Genomic DNA, 14,656 nt, shown 5'->3' with positions numbered 1-14,656 from the left:
TTTACAGCATCTAAATTGCTTTGGTGCTATTTCTAATAACAAGCTCTGTTTCTATAACTTCTTGAACAGGCTCATGTTGTTCTTTATTGTTGATGTTTTTCAGTGCGATTTGGATCGCTTTTTTGCCCATAATTTCAGCTTGCTGTTTAACTGTAGTTACTGAAGGGAAGTAGTTTCGCGCCAAATTTCCGTCTGTAAAACCAATAACACTTACATCTTGCGGCACTTGTTTTCCTTTTATTCGGAGTGTATTCATCGAATAAATTGCGCTAGATTCGTCTGTAGTTATGAGTCCGTCAATCTCATTATTTTCAATAAAAGCACCCAGGTCATTTTCAAGACTCGTCAGTTTAGTAAATAATACTTTTGGAACTAGCGAGTTGTCGTGATCACTCAACGCAGCTTGATAACCAGATAAACGTTTGTTGCCTACAGAAGTGTTATTAAGTGTAGACAGAAACGCAATATTTTTACAACCTGTTTTCAATAAATAAGCAGCGGCATCATAAGCTCCTTTGTAATCATTTATGACAACACTATCACAAGCCACATCGCTATTAGCACGATCAAACATTACTAACGGGATGTTATAGTGCAGTATATCATTAAGATGCTCTATCTCATTGGTTTCTTGTGTTTCTGAAGTGAGGCTTATAATAATCGCATCAACTGAAACATCACTCAGCATATTAAGGCTTTGCTTTTCCTTCTCTAAAGACTCATTAGAAATACAAGTCACCAAACTATAACCGTTATTTGTAGCTTCTTCTTCCATCCCTACAATAACCTTAGCAAAAAAGTTGTGCATGATATTAGGGATCACAACGCCCAGCGTATTGGTGCGACTACTCTTTAGTCCACGTGCCATTGCATTAGGCCGGTACTTGAGTTGCCTGGCTGCTGTTTTTACAACTAGCTTAGTTGCTTCACTAATCTCAGGACTGTCTGCAAGTGCTTTAGAAACAGTTGAAATAGAGAGGTTTAAATGTTCGGCAATTCCCTTAAGAGTGGTTTTAGTAGACATTTTATTTTTTCGTATAATGTGTGTCTGCTAAATTACGTAAAGTTTTTGCAGCCATCTCAGCAGTTATATCTCTTTGTGGAGTTGCAAACATTTCATAGCCTACCATAAACTTCTTTACAGTCGCTGAGCGCAGTAATGGCGGGTAAAATGACATGTGAAAATGCCAAGAATCCCAATCCTGACCATCTGTAGGAGCTTGGTGAATTCCTGAACTATACGGAAAAGATGTTTTAAACAGGTTGTCGTATTTTATGGTTACCGCTTTAATGATTTTAGCATAATCCAGACGTTCTTCTTCCGAAAGCGTTAGAATATTGCGATGTTGCTTTTTAGGAGCGATCATCACTTCGTAAGGCCATACTGCCCAATACGGAACCAAGGCTACAAAAAACTCAGTTTCTACAATAAGACGTTCCTTTAATTCTAATTCTTCTTTTATGTAATCACCCAGTAAGCTGGATTTATTATTGTTCCAGTACTCACGGAGTTGTTTGTTCTTTTTTGAAACTTCCTGCGGAATGGTGCGTTGTGCCCAGATTTGACCATGTGGGTGCGGATTGCTACACCCCATTATCGCTCCTTTGTTTTCAAAGATTTGAACGTGATTGATATCGGTTTTCTTACCCAGCTCTCTAAACTCGTGTTGCCATAAAGCAATTACCTTTTCAATATTAGAAACCTCCATAATAGGAAGCGTAAGGGAGTGATCTGGAGAAAAACAAACGACTTTACAGATTCCGCTTTCAGATTCCGCTTTTAAAAGTCCGGATTTAAATTTTGCCTGCGGCACATCGTTTTTAAGAGCTGCAAAATCATTTACAAAAGACCAAGGCTCTTTGTAGTTTTCGTTTGTGTGTCCGCCAGCACGTTCATTCCCGGGGCATAAATAACAGCTAGGGTCATAAGATGGGCGCTCTTCGACAACCACATCTTCTTCCTTTCCCTGCCACGGGCGTTTGGTTCTGTGAGGAGAAACTAAAACCCATTCTCCGGTTAATATATTATAACGTCTGTGTGAATTATCATTAAAATCTACCATGGACTTTTGTTTTTATTAGTGTAAGCGTTCACCGCCGTTAGCAGGCATTGCTGTAAAAGCGGAAAGGTTGCGGTTAAATTCTTTAAAGTAAGCTTTTTTTGCAGCTTCTATATACGCATCTGCCGCATCCTGATGAATCAGATTAATCGTGCAGCCACCAAAGCCGCCACCCATCATTCTGCAACCTAGAATAGCATCGTTGTCTTTAGAAAAATCGGTTAAGAAATCCAGTTCTTTACAACTCACTTCATATTTATGTTGAAGTCCGTCGTGAGAGGCATACATCAATTTCCCAAAGGTTTCCAAATCTTCTGCTTTTAAAGCTTTTGCCGCTAGGTTAACGCGCTCATTTTCTTCGATTACATAAGAACATCTGTTGTAAACTACCGGGTCAAAATCTGCTTTGTGAGCTTCAAGCTGTTTTAGATTTACATCTCGTAAAGACTGAACTTCCGGATACCATTTTTGCAATAAAGCTACGCCAGATTCACATTCTTGTCTGCGCACATTGTACTCGCTTGTTGATAAGCTGTGCGAGACATTAGTGTTCAGCAATAACAGTTTATAGGGCTCAATAGCAAAAGGCAATAGGTCGTATTCAAGACTTTCGCAATCTAATTTAATCACATGGTTTTCTTTACTCATCACTGATGCGAACTGGTCCATTATTCCGCATTTTGTACCCACATAATTATGCTCAGCCATTTGAGAAAGTTTTACGATCTCCAAGTTGGTTAAGTTGAGGTTGAATAATTCACTCAATCCTCTTGCCAAGCCACATTCTAATGCTGCAGAAGAGCTGATGCCGGCTCCCATAGGTAGATTGCTGAGCATCATGCAATCAAAACCTTCCAGTTTGTGGCCTAATTTTTTTAGTTCCTCAGTAACACCAACGATGTATTTGGTCCATTCTGCTTCATTGTGATCTTCAACAGCTAAATCAAATTCAAAATAGCTGTCGTAATTTAAACTGCTCACACTACAGTGTGAAGCCTTTCCGTTTTTCTTCAGATGAAATTGTATCGTTTTGTCTATCGCAGTCGGCATAACAAAGCCGTTGTTGTAATCTGTGTGTTCCCCAATGAGATTTACTCTTCCGGGAGAATTTATAATGACTTCAGCATTAAAATGCCCCAATTGAGCAAGTTGCTCAGGAGATTGAGCGCGTGTGATTTGATTTGCCAAAATATCGTTTGGGTTAAATTAAGAGTTTAAAATTTAGAGCAAAGATACATATATAAAATTAAACGTAATTTTTACGTTTAAAAAATAACACTTATTTAATTTAAAATTTTACATGCCAGAAATTTGATTGTGAACTGTTTGATTTTTTGCGATTGTAGTTTTTTCTTATTCTGGTCGTTTGATCGTGTTTTTATAACATTTATAAAAACACGGGTGTAAAATCTAATTATTGCTAAAATCACAGGTTTTTTTTAGGAGGAGTGTTAGTTTTTGCATAAAAATCAGTGAGCAAAACACGATAATTACATTACTTTAGCGCCTGAAAAATATTTAACTTCAGAATTGCCTACTACAACGGTTTCGATGAGGTTATTTTTATACTATTTAGATTATGGCATTAATATCCTTTTTAGCATTTACAATTCTTGTTGCCCTCATATCTTGGTGGTCTGTTAGGAAATCTGATGAATCTACTTCTGACGGTTACTTTTTAGGAGGTCGAAGTTTAACCTTTGGTGTAATAGCGGGTTCGATGCTGCTTACCAACCTGTCTACAGAACAAATAGTAGGGCTTAACGGAAGTGCCTACAAAGATGGTTTATCTGTGATGGCATGGGAAACCTTAGCAGCACTTTCTATAGTTGTAACAGCTGTTTTTCTGTTGCCGCGTTATTTAAAAGGCGGACTTACAACGGTGCCGCAGTTTTTATCTAAACGATTTGATAAGACTACAAAAACAATAACTTCCGGACTGTTTCTCACAGGTTATGTAGTGGTGCTTTTACCGGTGATTTTATATTCTGGCTCCGTTGCGATTAGTGGAATGTTTGACGTGCCTGAGTTGTTAGGCGTTTCAGATACTACGGCGCTGGTAATCTGTATTTGGGGAATAGGAATAATAGGATCTATTTACGCGGTTTTTGGAGGGCTTAAAGCTGTAGCGGTTTCAGATAGTATCAATGCAATAGGTTTGATTATTGGAGGGGTTTTAATTCCGGTATTTGGATTGATGGCTATTGGAGACGGTAGCGTTTTAGATGGACTGCATGTGCTTGTCGATGCCAATCCGGAGCGGTTTGATTCTACTGGAGAATCTGGTCAAGAAGTTCCTTTTTCAACAATTTTTACCGGAATGATGCTCGTACAACTTTTCTACTGGGGGACCAATCAGCAAATTATACAGCGCGGTTTAGGAGCTAAAAGTCTTGCCGAAGGACAGAAAGGACTTTTACTGGCCGCTTTTCTAAAGATTTTGGGTCCAATTATTCTGGTTTTACCCGGAATGATTGCTTATTATTACTTTGAAGGAGGTCTTTCTAGTAGTGATTTGGCTTATCCAGAATTAGTGCGAGCGGTTCTGCCCAAACCTTTAATGGGCTTCTTTGCGGCGGTATTATTTGGAGCAATCCTGAGTTCGTTTAATAGTGTGCTTAATAGTTCAGTGACCTTATTTGGTATCGATATTTATAAAGAACACATCAATAAAGAGGCTTCAGAGCGTACTGTAGTTAAATATGGGAAAATCTTTGGCGTTTGCTTGGGACTTGCGGCCATGTTTATTGCTCCGCTAATTGCAAATGCAGGAAGTTTATTTAGCTATTTACAAGAGATCAATGGTATTTATAGTATTCCGATTTTTACGATTATCGTGGTTGGATATCTAACGAAGCGTGTGCCGGCTATTGCAGCAAAAATTGGTATTATTTCAGGTTCATTATTATATATTATCAGTCAGTTTTGGATTGGTCCAAATATGCGATCTAGCGCCATGGAAGCGGCAAAAGCCAGCGGTATTACAGATGTTGAAGCATTACGAATGGTTGAGGTGGATGCGTATCCTCATTATCTTCATATTATGGCAATTTTATTTATAACTAACATTGTGATTATGTTGGTTATTGGTAAGATTTACCCTCGGAAAGAACCATTTGTTTTAGAATATACCAAGCAGGTTTCTATTGAGCCCTATAAATATGTTAAACAAGTAGGAGCGATTATATGTCTTATTGTTGTAGGTATTTACGTTTACTTCGCTAAATAGTTAATTTGAGAAATACAAGCATAAAAACGAATTTGTTTTTTTGAAGATTAGTTTTGTCGGCTTAAAACCCAAATTCATAATTATGAAAAAAATACTACTCGTATTTACGCTTATTTGTGTCCAATTTCAAAGTTTTGCACAAGAAGAAACTCCTGTTGAACCATTAGTAGAATAATCTGTATGGAATCTACAAGAAACATTATTTGGTCTTTGGTTCACCAATGAACTAAAGCTTTCTGATGAGGTTGTGTTTAGAAGTCAGGTAGGTCTTACAGGTAGTTACACACAAGGGTATGTGACAGACTACAGCTATTTGTACATGCTTGTTCCTGAAATTGAGATCGAACCACGTTGGTATCACAGCATCAAGCGCAGACGGGAAAAGGTAGAAATATCGCTAATAACGCGGCAGATTATGTAAGTTTTAAAACAACCTATCAACCAGACTGGTTTGCTATAGGAAGTGACCACAAGGAAGATATTATTGCTGCACTTGCTATCGCAGCAAATGCAGGTATGCGCAGAGAGATCTGGAATGAGTTTACGTTTGAACTAGCAGCTGGAGCAGGCTTGGCTTGTGACTTGAAAAATCAAAATGAAGACAACGTGTTCTTCTTTCCAGATTATCATTTTAGATTAGGATACCGTTTCTAATTAGATATAGTTATTCGTAAAAAGAGTCGTGACTGATTGAAATCACGGCTCTTTTTTATAAAATATCGATTGAATTATTTATCTAATAAGCCTCTTGAGATTACAATCTTTTGAATTTCTGAAGTTCCCTCGTAGATCTGAGTAATTTTTGCGTCACGCATCAAGCGCTCTACGTGGTATTCTTTAACAAAACCGTTCCCGCCATGTACTTGTACAGCTTCAACAGTAACAGCCATCGCTACTTTTGAAGCGTAGAGCTTGGCTCTAGAGCTCGATATGTCATAGTTATTTCCTTGGTCTTTGTCCCAGGCAGCTTTCATTACTAAATGACGTGCTGCTTCAATTTCTACATCCATATCTGCTAACTTGAATGCGATTGCCTGATGGTTGCAAATTTCGGTTCCAAAAGCTTTACGCACTTTAGAGTAATTTTTAGCTAGTTCAAAAGCGCCGGCAGCAATACCCAGTGCTTGTGCCGCAATACCTATACGACCACCGCTAAGCGTTTTCATAGCAAACTTAAACCCGAATCCGTCCTCGCCAATGCGATTTTCTTTAGGGACTTTTACATCATTAAATATTAAAGAATGCGTATCGCTGCCGCGTATGCCTAGTTTTTGTTCTTTTGGTCCTATTTCAAAACCTTCCCAGCCTTTTTCAACAATAAAAGCGTTAATACCGCGGTGTTTCTTTTCTTTGTCAGTTTGAGCAATTACTAAGTAGTAGTCTGCAGAGCTGCCATTTGTAATCCAGTTTTTGGTTCCATTTAAAATATAATGGTCTCCTTTATCGATTGCGGTGGTTTTTTGAGAAGTAGCATCACTACCTGCTTCGGGTTCACTTAGGCAGAAAGCACCCAGTTTTTCACCGGTAGTTAATTTTGATAAGTATTTTTCTTTTTGAGCCTGATTTGCATAAGCAGCCAAGCCATAATTTACGAGACTATTGTTTACTGAAACGATCACAGAAGCAGAGGCGTCCACTTTGCTCAACTCTTCCATCACCAGCACATAAGAGATACTGTCCATTCCGCCACCGCCAAATTCTGTAGGAGCCATCATACCCAGAAAGCCCATATCTCCCATTTTTTGAATCAGCTCTTTTGGGAAATGTTGTTTTTCATCACGTTCTATAACTCCCGGAAGCAATTCGGTTTGTGCAAATTCACGAGCTGCATCACGTATCATAATGTGTTCTTCACTCAGGCTAAAATCCATATCTAATTTCAGTTTTAGATTAAAAATATATCGTTTTCTTAATACCTTTCACCCAGTAATCAGGTTTAGATATTTGAATAGCATCCTAAAGATACTATTTACTATGCTTGCATAACACTTTGCAAAATAAATTAATTATTTTATTGAAAATTTAAAAAGTAATAATAAATATGCTGAAATTTAAATATTTAATAGTTTTTGAACAAAAAATTAAGGATTATCATAATTTAAATGGGTATGCATAGTACTTCTTATACTCTTTTAGGCGTGATGAGTGGAACTTCTTTAGATGGAGTAGACCTAGCTTACGTAAGATTTGAAAAAGAAGAAAGTTGGAGTTATGAATTGCTGGATTGTGAAACTATTGAATATGAAGATGATTGGGTAATGCGTTTGCGTGATGCGGTAGATTTATCTGCGGAAGCATTAAAATTGCTTGATGTCGATTATACTGCATATCTTGCTAAGACGATCAATATTTTTCGACGGCGTAATCCTTTAAAAATTGATGCGATCGCATCTCACGGGCATACCATATTGCATCGTCCAGATCAGGGGATAACTTATCAAATAGGGAACAGACCAGAGCTGGCAAAGATTTGTGAGACTTTAGTTGTTTGTGACTTTAGAGTTGAAGATGTGGCGCTTGGCGGGCAAGGTGCTCCGCTGGTTCCTATCGGGGATCAACTGCTTTTTGGAGATTTTGCAGCCTGCTTAAATATTGGAGGTTTTGCTAATATTTCTTTTGAGCAAAATGACAAGCGCATCGCTTATGATATTTGCCCGACGAATATTGTGTTGAATCACTTGACACGAGCGTTAGGTTTTGATTTTGACAAAGATGGCGCAATAGCCGCATCAGGAACTGTGGATGATTTATTGTTAAAACAACTCAATGAATTGGCATTTTACAACGAGTCTTTTCCAAAGTCTTTAGGGTTAGAGTGGGTAAAACGTGAAATTTTTCCGATACTCAATCAAGCAGAAACAACTATCGAAAATAAGATCGTAACATTTACTGAGCATATAGCGATTCAGCTCGCGGCGAATATAAACCTGCTTGCAAGTGACTATGGCGAAAATAGGGTCTTAGTTACCGGTGGCGGGGCTTATAATAAACACTTAATAAAACGCACGCAACATTGGTCTCCAATCACGCTTGAAATACCCGATGCGAAAACCATCGAATTTAAAGAAGCTTTGATTTTTGCCTTTATGGGTGTTCTGCGTTTGCGCAATTCTATAAATGTATTGAATTCTGTTACAGGCGCTTCAAAAAATCATTGCGCAGGTATACTCTATTCACCTTAAATTAATACGAAAACGATAGGGAAAACCACCTAAGTCGTTATATTTGTCAACCCTCTAAATAAATTCATGAAAGATTTATTAAACCGTTACGAAACTAAAGAACCTGAAATTGTATTTCATTGGAATGATCCCGAGACCGAAGCAGAAGGCTGGACGGTGATTAATTCCTTAAGAGGAGGAGCAGCCGGAGGCGGTACGCGTATGCGGAAAGGATTAGACCGTAATGAGGTAATCTCGTTGGCTAAAACCATGGAAGTGAAATTCACAGTTTCAGGTCCTGCAATTGGTGGAGCAAAAAGCGGAATCAACTTTGATCCTGCTGATCCGCGTAAAAAAGGTGTTTTAGAACGTTGGTATGCAGCAGTATCTCCCTTGCTAAAAAGTTACTACGGAACCGGAGGAGATCTCAATGTAGATGAAATTCACGAAGTGATTCCTATTACAGAAGAAAGCGGAGTTTGGCATCCTCAAGAAGGGGTTTTTAACGGCCACTTTAGACCTACTGAAGCAGATAAAATAAACCGCATTGGTCAGCTGCGTCAGGGGGTGATTAAAGTTTTAGAAAATACAGCGTATTCTCCGGATGTTTCCAGAAAATATACGGTTGCAGATATGATCACCGGCTATGGTGTGGCAGAAGCTGCGCGTCATTTTTATGATATTTACGGTGGAAGTTTAGCAGGTAAACGTACCGTAATTCAAGGTTTTGGTAATGTAGGAGCAGCAGCAGCTTATTATTTAGCTCAGCAAGGAGCTAAGATCGTTGGTATTATTGATGCCGCTGGGGGATTGATTGATGAAGCAGGTTTTTCTTTTGAAGAGATAAAAGATTTGTTCTTAGCTAAAGAGGGAAATACATTAGTAGCGTCTAAATTAATTCCGTTTGAAGAAGTGAATAAAAAGATCTGGGAAATCAAAACTGAAATTTTTGCACCGTGTGCAGCTTCAAGATTGGTAACCCAGGCACAAATAGACACCATGATCGCAGCCGGACTCGAAGTGATTTCATGTGGGGCAAATGTTCCTTTTGCAGATAAAGAGATTTTCTTTGGTCCTATTATGGAACATACTGATGCGCGTGTTTCGGTAATTCCAGATTTTATTTCAAATTGCGGTATGGCTCGCGTTTTTGCTTATTTTATGGAGCGACGGGTGCAGATGACCGATGAAGCTATTTTTAATGATACTTCTCAAACCATCAAAAATGCCATTCAGAATACATACAATCATAACAGTAATAAAAACAACATCAGCAAAACCGCTTTTGAAATAGCATTACAACAGCTGGTGTAACTTTAGAATGAATAATTAACCAACAAACAAATACAAATGTTAAAATATTTTTTGGGTAGTAGCCCGCGCTGGTTCAAGTTAGCAATGATAGCTTTCTTAGTTTTTAATGTGTTCGCATATTATCTTTTAGGTCCTATGATTACAGCCTGGATTTTTATAGGTGAATTTATTTTCACCCTAGCGATGGCTTTAAAATGTTATCCGCTACAATCTGGAGGTATTCTTGCCTTAGAAGCACTTATTCTGGGACTTACAAGTCCAGAAGCGGCTTATGAAGAAGTAGACCAAAACCTTGAAGTAGTATTGCTTTTAGTATTTATGGTTGCCGGTATTTACTTTATGAAGCCTATGCTGATGTATATCTTCTCTAAAGTATTTACGAAAATCAAGTCTAAGGTGGTGCTATCTATGCTGTTTGTTTTCCTGGCAGCACTATTATCTGCTTTTCTTGACGCGCTTACCGTAACAGCGGTATTGATCAGTGTTTCTGTAGGATTTTACGGTGTATATCATAAAATACATTCTATGGAAGATGCTGATTATGATGGGGATGATGTCTTAGACCGCAAAGCTTTAAGTGGTGAAACATTAGAGCAGTTTAGAGGATTTTTACGCAGTTTAATTATGCACGGTGTTGTAGGTACTGCTTTAGGTGGTGTTTGTACATTGGTAGGAGAACCTCAAAACTTACTGATAGGTGAGAAAATGGGTTGGGATTTTATTGAGTTTTTCCAGCGTATGATGCCTATCACGATCCCTGTTCTTGTATGTGGTTTGATCACAACGTTTATTCTTGAGAAAACAAAGCTTTTTGGTTTTGGGGATAAATTACCAGAAGTAGCTCGTTCAATTATCGAAAACTACACTGCAGAAGTTGATGAGAAAAGAACTAAAAAGGAAACTTTCGGTCTTTGGATTCAAGGTATTTCAGCGATTCTCTTAATCTTAAGTTTGGCATTACACTTAGCTCCGGTAGGATTTATTGGTTTATTCTTGATTGTGGTTCAGACTGCATTTATGGGTATTACAGACGAGCACAGCTTGGGTAAAGCTTTTGAAGAAGCGCTTCCGTTTACGGCATTATTAGTTGTTTTCTTTGTGATTGTGGCAATGATCCACGATCAGCATTTGTTTACCCCTATTATTGATTATGTGTTGACGCTTCCGGTAGAAACACAACCTTCTATGTTTTATCTGGCAAACGGTGTACTTTCAATGATTAGTGATAACGTGTTTGTGGCTACGGTTTACATAAACGAAGTTCAGGTTGCATTTGATGCAGGTAATATCACCAGAGAGCAATTTAACCACTTAGCAGTAGCTATTAATACGGGTACTAACCTTCCTAGTGTTGCAACGCCGAATGGTCAGGCAGCTTTCCTATTTTTGCTGACCTCTTCATTAGCTCCATTAATCAACCTATCTTATGGGAAAATGGTGAAAATGGCGTTTCCTTACACGCTTGTTCTAGGAGGAGTTGGTTTACTTGGAGTTTATATGTTCTTATAAAAAACTAAAACGTGCAAGGTTATATATAATTTTAAACAACTTTGCACGTTTATCACATAACTAATTAAAACAAACTATGCTTACACTCTTGTTGCAGGAAGGTGCAGAAACACTTCCTTCTCTTGCTGCCGAAGAAGAACCGGTAGAGAAGACGCTTTCACTTTTTGATCTTTTGATGAGTGGCGGTTTGCCCGGTCAGATTATCATCGTTGTACTTTTTGTACTCCTTTTTGTGGCGATATACATATATTTTGAGCGCCTTTTTGCGATTAAAGCAGCTTCTAATATGGACAGTAACTTTATGAATCAAATTAAAGATCATATCGCTAACGGAAATTTAGAAAGTGCAAAAGTATTGTGCGCGCAGCAAAACAGTCCGGTTTCAAGACTTACAGCAAAGGGCATCAGTCGTATTGGTAGTCCGTTAGAAGACATCAATACAGCTATCGAAAATTCAGGTCGATTAGAGGTTTACCGTCTTGAAAAAAATGTAAGTGTATTGGCAACTATTGCCGGTGCCGGTCCTATGATAGGCTTCTTAGGTACGGTAATAGGTATGGTTTTAGCCTTTCATCAGTTGGCGACCAGTAGTGGTCAGGCTGAGATGGGTAACCTTGCCGAAGGTATTTACACAGCGATGACTACAACAGTGGCGGGTCTTATTGTGGGTATTGTAGCCTATATGGGATACAATCATTTGGTAGTGCGTACCGATAAAGTGGTGCATCAGATGGAAGCAACCGCAGTAGACTTTTTAGATTTATTAAACGAACCTGCTTAAGATGAACTTACGCGGAAGAAATAAAGTAAGTCCAGAATTCAGTATGAGTTCCATGACAGACATTGTGTTTCTGTTACTGGTTTTCTTCTTGCTGACTTCACCGGCAATCACGCCAGATGCGCTAGATCTTATTTTGCCTAAAGCAAAAGGGAAAACGAGTAATCAGCAAAACCTTTCGGTGAGTATTACAAAAGATCTTGATATCTACGTGAATAAAGAACGGGTGACTCCAAATAATCTGGAGGCTTTTATCAATAGCGAACTAACCGGTGTTGAAGACCCTACCATTATTTTACGAGCGGAAGAAGGTGTGCCTATCGAAGAAGCTGTTACCGTGATGGATATTGCAAACCGTAATAAATACAAAATAGTACTGGCTGTAAGGCCTAATTAGTATTGGGGTGCTCTGGCTATTGCCGTAAGGCTTTCAGCTAGATTACCAATCACAATCGGGAGGTGTCGCTTCAATCCTTAGCGCATTTTTTAAAGGGGTTTGGTTTTTGAAACACTGTAGTATATACATTTTAACAACAATTCGGTCTTGAGCTTTTTAGATACAAAACATAAACGAAAATCATTCACCTTAACAAGCATTCTCTATGCCTTGTTACTGGTGATTTTGTTTTTTGCCGGATTAAACTATCTTGATCCACCTCCAGAGAGCGGTATTGCTATTAATTTTGGCACTTCAGATGTGGGTTCGGGTACTATTCAACCACAGGCGGCTGTACAATCTGCACCTCGTAATACAACTCCAGAGCCCCAGGTAGAAAAAACTTCCGAAGTAAAAGAGGAAGTGGTTACGCAAGAAGTTGAAGAAGCTCCTGTGATCAAAAATGAGCCTAAAAAAGAAGTCAAAAAACCCGTAACCGAACAGCCTAAAAAAGTTACTACAAAACCTGTAGAAGCTAAAAAACCAGATCCTAAACCAGACAAATCAACCACAGATGCGTTGTCAAGCATTTTGAATGGGCCTAAAAGTAATGGAACCGCAACCGGTGGTGAGGGTAATGATAATCAAGCCGGGGATAAAGGTGATCCCAATGGAGATCCTAACGCATCAAGTTATTACGGTAATGGTAAAGGTCTTGATGGTGATGGTAATTATCAGTTAGGTGGGCGTAAAGCACTCAGTAAGCCTAAGCGTGTACAAGACTGTAATGAAGCCGGTATTGTTGTTGTAAGTATTGAGGTAGATCGTACTGGGAATGTGATTAAAGCAACTCCAGGTGTACGGGGTACAACAAACAACAGCCGGTGTTTACTTGACCCGGCAAAGGCAGCTGCGCTGGCAACAAAATTTAACCCGGATACGGATGCGCCTTCGCGTCAGATTGGTAAAATAGTGTACAAGTTTAGTCTTTCAGAATAATGACCTATCAGCAAACGCTGCACTGGATGTTTGAACGCTTGCCTATGTTTCAGCGACAAGGCGCTTCTGCATTCAAAAAAAATCTAGACCATATTATCTTGCTGTGTGATCGCTTGGGAAATCCTCAGACGGCTTATAAAACCATCCATGTAGGAGGTACAAATGGCAAAGGTTCTACCAGTCATATGCTGGCTTCGGTTTTGCAAGAGCAAGGTTATAAAACAGGCTTGCATACATCCCCGCATTTAAAAGACTTTAGAGAGCGTATACGCGTTGATGGTCATCTCGCAGATGAATCTTTCGTTGTTCAATTTATCGAGCAGCAAAAGGCTTTTATAGCGCAAAATCAGCTTTCTTTTTTTGAGCTGACCGTAGGTATGGCTTTTCAGTATTTTAAAGAGCAAAATGTAGATGTTGCTATTATAGAAGTTGGTCTTGGTGGAAGATTGGATTCTACAAATATTATCACTCCTATTCTTTCGGTTATAACCAATATCGGTCTCGATCATACAGCGATTTTAGGAGACACGCTTGAAGCAATTGCAGCTGAAAAAGCAGGAGTTATAAAACCGAATATTCCCGTTGTGATCGGTGAGCGTCAGACTGAAACGACTTCTGTTTTTGATGCTAAAGCAGAAGCGGTGGAAGCTGAAATTAGCTATGCTTCAGACTTTGATTATCCTGAACTGAAGAGTGAGTTAAAAGGAAGCTATCAGTTTAAAAATAAAAAAACGGTTCAAAGAGCGGTTGAAGTTTTAAACCAGTGCACAGAACTTAGCATATCAGAAGAGTCTTTGGTTAAAGGAATTGAGAAAGTAACAACCAATACCGGACTTTTAGGACGCTGGCAGATTATTCAGGAAAGTAATCCTAAAATAGTTTGCGATACCGGACATAATAAAGAAGGACTTACTTATGTGATGAAGCAGCTTGCAGAAGAAATGTATAAGCAACTCCATATAGTCTTAGGAGTGGTTTCTGATAAGGATTTGGATAGCGTTCTTCCGTTATTTCCTAAACATGCTATTTATTATTTCAGTAAACCGGATGTTCCTCGTGGATTAAATTCTGAAGAATTGCAGCAAAAAGCAGCTGCTTTTAGTCTTGAAGGAAAAAAGTTTAAAAAAATTTCAGAAGCATTTGATGCTGCAAAAACAGCCGCAAATGCTGAGGATCTGATATTTATAGGGGGGAGTACTTTTGTGGTCGCAGAAATAATTTAATTATTTT

13 protein-coding genes are annotated in these 14,656 nt (G+C 38.7%); 9 read left to right on the top strand and 4 right to left on the bottom strand.

Going from position 1 to position 14,656, the window contains the following annotated elements:
* Nucleotides 1-10: 10 nt before the first annotated feature.
* Genes BUB91_RS08120 through galK form a run of 3 tightly spaced genes read right to left on the bottom strand, consistent with a single transcriptional unit; the run spans nt 11 to nt 3,248 of the window.
* Nucleotides 11-1,024, bottom strand: a complete 1,014-nt coding sequence (locus BUB91_RS08120) for a LacI family DNA-binding transcriptional regulator (protein ID WP_073098732.1) — start codon at nt 1,022-1,024, stop codon at nt 11-13.
* A gap of 1 nt (nt 1,025) precedes the next feature.
* Complete coding sequence (locus BUB91_RS08115) at nt 1,026-2,063, bottom strand: UDP-glucose--hexose-1-phosphate uridylyltransferase (RefSeq protein ID WP_073098731.1); 1,038 nt, start codon at nt 2,061-2,063, stop codon at nt 1,026-1,028.
* Between the two features lie 15 nt (nt 2,064-2,078).
* Nucleotides 2,079-3,248, bottom strand: coding sequence for a galactokinase (gene galK / locus BUB91_RS08110; RefSeq protein ID WP_241652585.1), 1,170 nt, complete (start codon nt 3,246-3,248; stop codon nt 2,079-2,081).
* 391 nt (nt 3,249-3,639) lie between these two features.
* Between galK and BUB91_RS08105 the strand changes: the two genes are divergently transcribed.
* The gene (locus tag BUB91_RS08105) at nt 3,640-5,289 is read left to right on the top strand and encodes a solute:sodium symporter family transporter (protein ID WP_073098730.1); all 1,650 of its coding nucleotides are present in this window, start codon (nt 3,640-3,642) and stop codon (nt 5,287-5,289) included.
* Between the two features lie 351 nt (nt 5,290-5,640).
* Nucleotides 5,641-5,943 carry a hypothetical protein gene (locus BUB91_RS08100; RefSeq protein WP_073098729.1) on the top strand — a complete coding sequence of 101 codons (303 nt, stop codon included), beginning with the start codon at nt 5,641-5,643 and terminating at the stop codon, nt 5,941-5,943.
* A 74-nt stretch (nt 5,944-6,017) separates the two neighbouring features.
* Here BUB91_RS08100 and BUB91_RS08095 read toward each other — a convergent pair whose 3' ends face one another.
* A complete protein-coding gene (locus BUB91_RS08095; protein WP_073098728.1) occupies nt 6,018-7,160 on the bottom strand; it encodes an acyl-CoA dehydrogenase in 1,143 nt (380 codons plus the stop codon).
* Nucleotides 7,161-7,397: 237 nt separating this feature from the next.
* Between BUB91_RS08095 and BUB91_RS08090 the strand changes: the two genes are divergently transcribed.
* The 7 genes from BUB91_RS08090 (at nt 7,398) to BUB91_RS08060 (ending at nt 14,649) form a co-directional block, all read left to right on the top strand.
* Nucleotides 7,398-8,471 carry an anhydro-N-acetylmuramic acid kinase gene (locus tag BUB91_RS08090; protein WP_073098835.1) on the top strand — a complete coding sequence of 358 codons (1,074 nt, stop codon included), beginning with the start codon at nt 7,398-7,400 and terminating at the stop codon, nt 8,469-8,471.
* 66 nt (nt 8,472-8,537) lie between these two features.
* Nucleotides 8,538-9,764 (top strand): Glu/Leu/Phe/Val dehydrogenase dimerization domain-containing protein, encoded by a 1,227-nt coding sequence (locus BUB91_RS08085; protein ID WP_073098727.1) that lies wholly within the window; start codon nt 8,538-8,540, stop codon nt 9,762-9,764.
* Nucleotides 9,765-9,800: 36 nt separating this feature from the next.
* On the top strand, nt 9,801-11,273 hold the full coding sequence (gene nhaB / locus BUB91_RS08080) for a sodium/proton antiporter NhaB (protein WP_073098726.1): 1,473 nt from the start codon (nt 9,801-9,803) through the stop codon (nt 11,271-11,273).
* A 76-nt stretch (nt 11,274-11,349) separates the two neighbouring features.
* The gene (locus BUB91_RS08075; RefSeq protein WP_073098725.1) at nt 11,350-12,054 is read left to right on the top strand and encodes a MotA/TolQ/ExbB proton channel family protein; all 705 of its coding nucleotides are present in this window, start codon (nt 11,350-11,352) and stop codon (nt 12,052-12,054) included.
* A gap of 1 nt (nt 12,055) precedes the next feature.
* Nucleotides 12,056-12,448, top strand: a complete 393-nt coding sequence (locus tag BUB91_RS08070; RefSeq protein WP_073098724.1) for an ExbD/TolR family protein — start codon at nt 12,056-12,058, stop codon at nt 12,446-12,448.
* 147 nt (nt 12,449-12,595) lie between these two features.
* Nucleotides 12,596-13,426 carry an energy transducer TonB gene (locus BUB91_RS08065; RefSeq protein WP_073098723.1) on the top strand — a complete coding sequence of 277 codons (831 nt, stop codon included), beginning with the start codon at nt 12,596-12,598 and terminating at the stop codon, nt 13,424-13,426.
* Complete coding sequence (locus BUB91_RS08060) at nt 13,426-14,649, top strand: bifunctional folylpolyglutamate synthase/dihydrofolate synthase (RefSeq protein ID WP_073098722.1); 1,224 nt, start codon at nt 13,426-13,428, stop codon at nt 14,647-14,649. Before BUB91_RS08065 ends, BUB91_RS08060 begins: the two co-directional genes overlap by 1 nt.
* The last annotated feature ends 7 nt before the right edge of the window (nt 14,650-14,656 follow it).

Origin of the sequence: Leeuwenhoekiella marinoflava DSM 3653 (assembly GCF_900129005.1) — a bacterium.
Lineage (GTDB): Bacteria > Bacteroidota > Bacteroidia > Flavobacteriales > Flavobacteriaceae > Leeuwenhoekiella > Leeuwenhoekiella marinoflava.
The sequence above is the reverse complement of the archived record's forward strand: the minus strand, read 5'-3'. Positions and strand labels throughout refer to the sequence as shown.

Excerpts from the sequence above, each read along its gene's own strand:
- BUB91_RS08120 (WP_073098732.1), bottom strand. The coding sequence starts at position 1,024 with ATGTCTACTAAAACCACTCTTAAGGGAATTGCCGAACATTTAAACCTC.
- BUB91_RS08115 (WP_073098731.1), bottom strand. The coding sequence starts at position 2,063 with ATGGTAGATTTTAATGATAATTCACACAGACGTTATAATATATTAACC.
- BUB91_RS08105 (WP_073098730.1), top strand. The coding sequence starts at position 3,640 with ATGGCATTAATATCCTTTTTAGCATTTACAATTCTTGTTGCCCTCATA.
- BUB91_RS08095 (WP_073098728.1), bottom strand. The coding sequence starts at position 7,160 with ATGGATTTTAGCCTGAGTGAAGAACACATTATGATACGTGATGCAGCT.
- BUB91_RS08090 (WP_073098835.1), top strand. The coding sequence starts at position 7,398 with ATGCATAGTACTTCTTATACTCTTTTAGGCGTGATGAGTGGAACTTCT.
- BUB91_RS08085 (WP_073098727.1), top strand. The coding sequence starts at position 8,538 with ATGAAAGATTTATTAAACCGTTACGAAACTAAAGAACCTGAAATTGTA.
- nhaB (WP_073098726.1), top strand. The coding sequence starts at position 9,801 with ATGTTAAAATATTTTTTGGGTAGTAGCCCGCGCTGGTTCAAGTTAGCA.
- BUB91_RS08075 (WP_073098725.1), top strand. The coding sequence starts at position 11,350 with ATGCTTACACTCTTGTTGCAGGAAGGTGCAGAAACACTTCCTTCTCTT.
- BUB91_RS08070 (WP_073098724.1), top strand. The coding sequence starts at position 12,056 with ATGAACTTACGCGGAAGAAATAAAGTAAGTCCAGAATTCAGTATGAGT.
- BUB91_RS08060 (WP_073098722.1), top strand. The coding sequence starts at position 13,426 with ATGACCTATCAGCAAACGCTGCACTGGATGTTTGAACGCTTGCCTATG.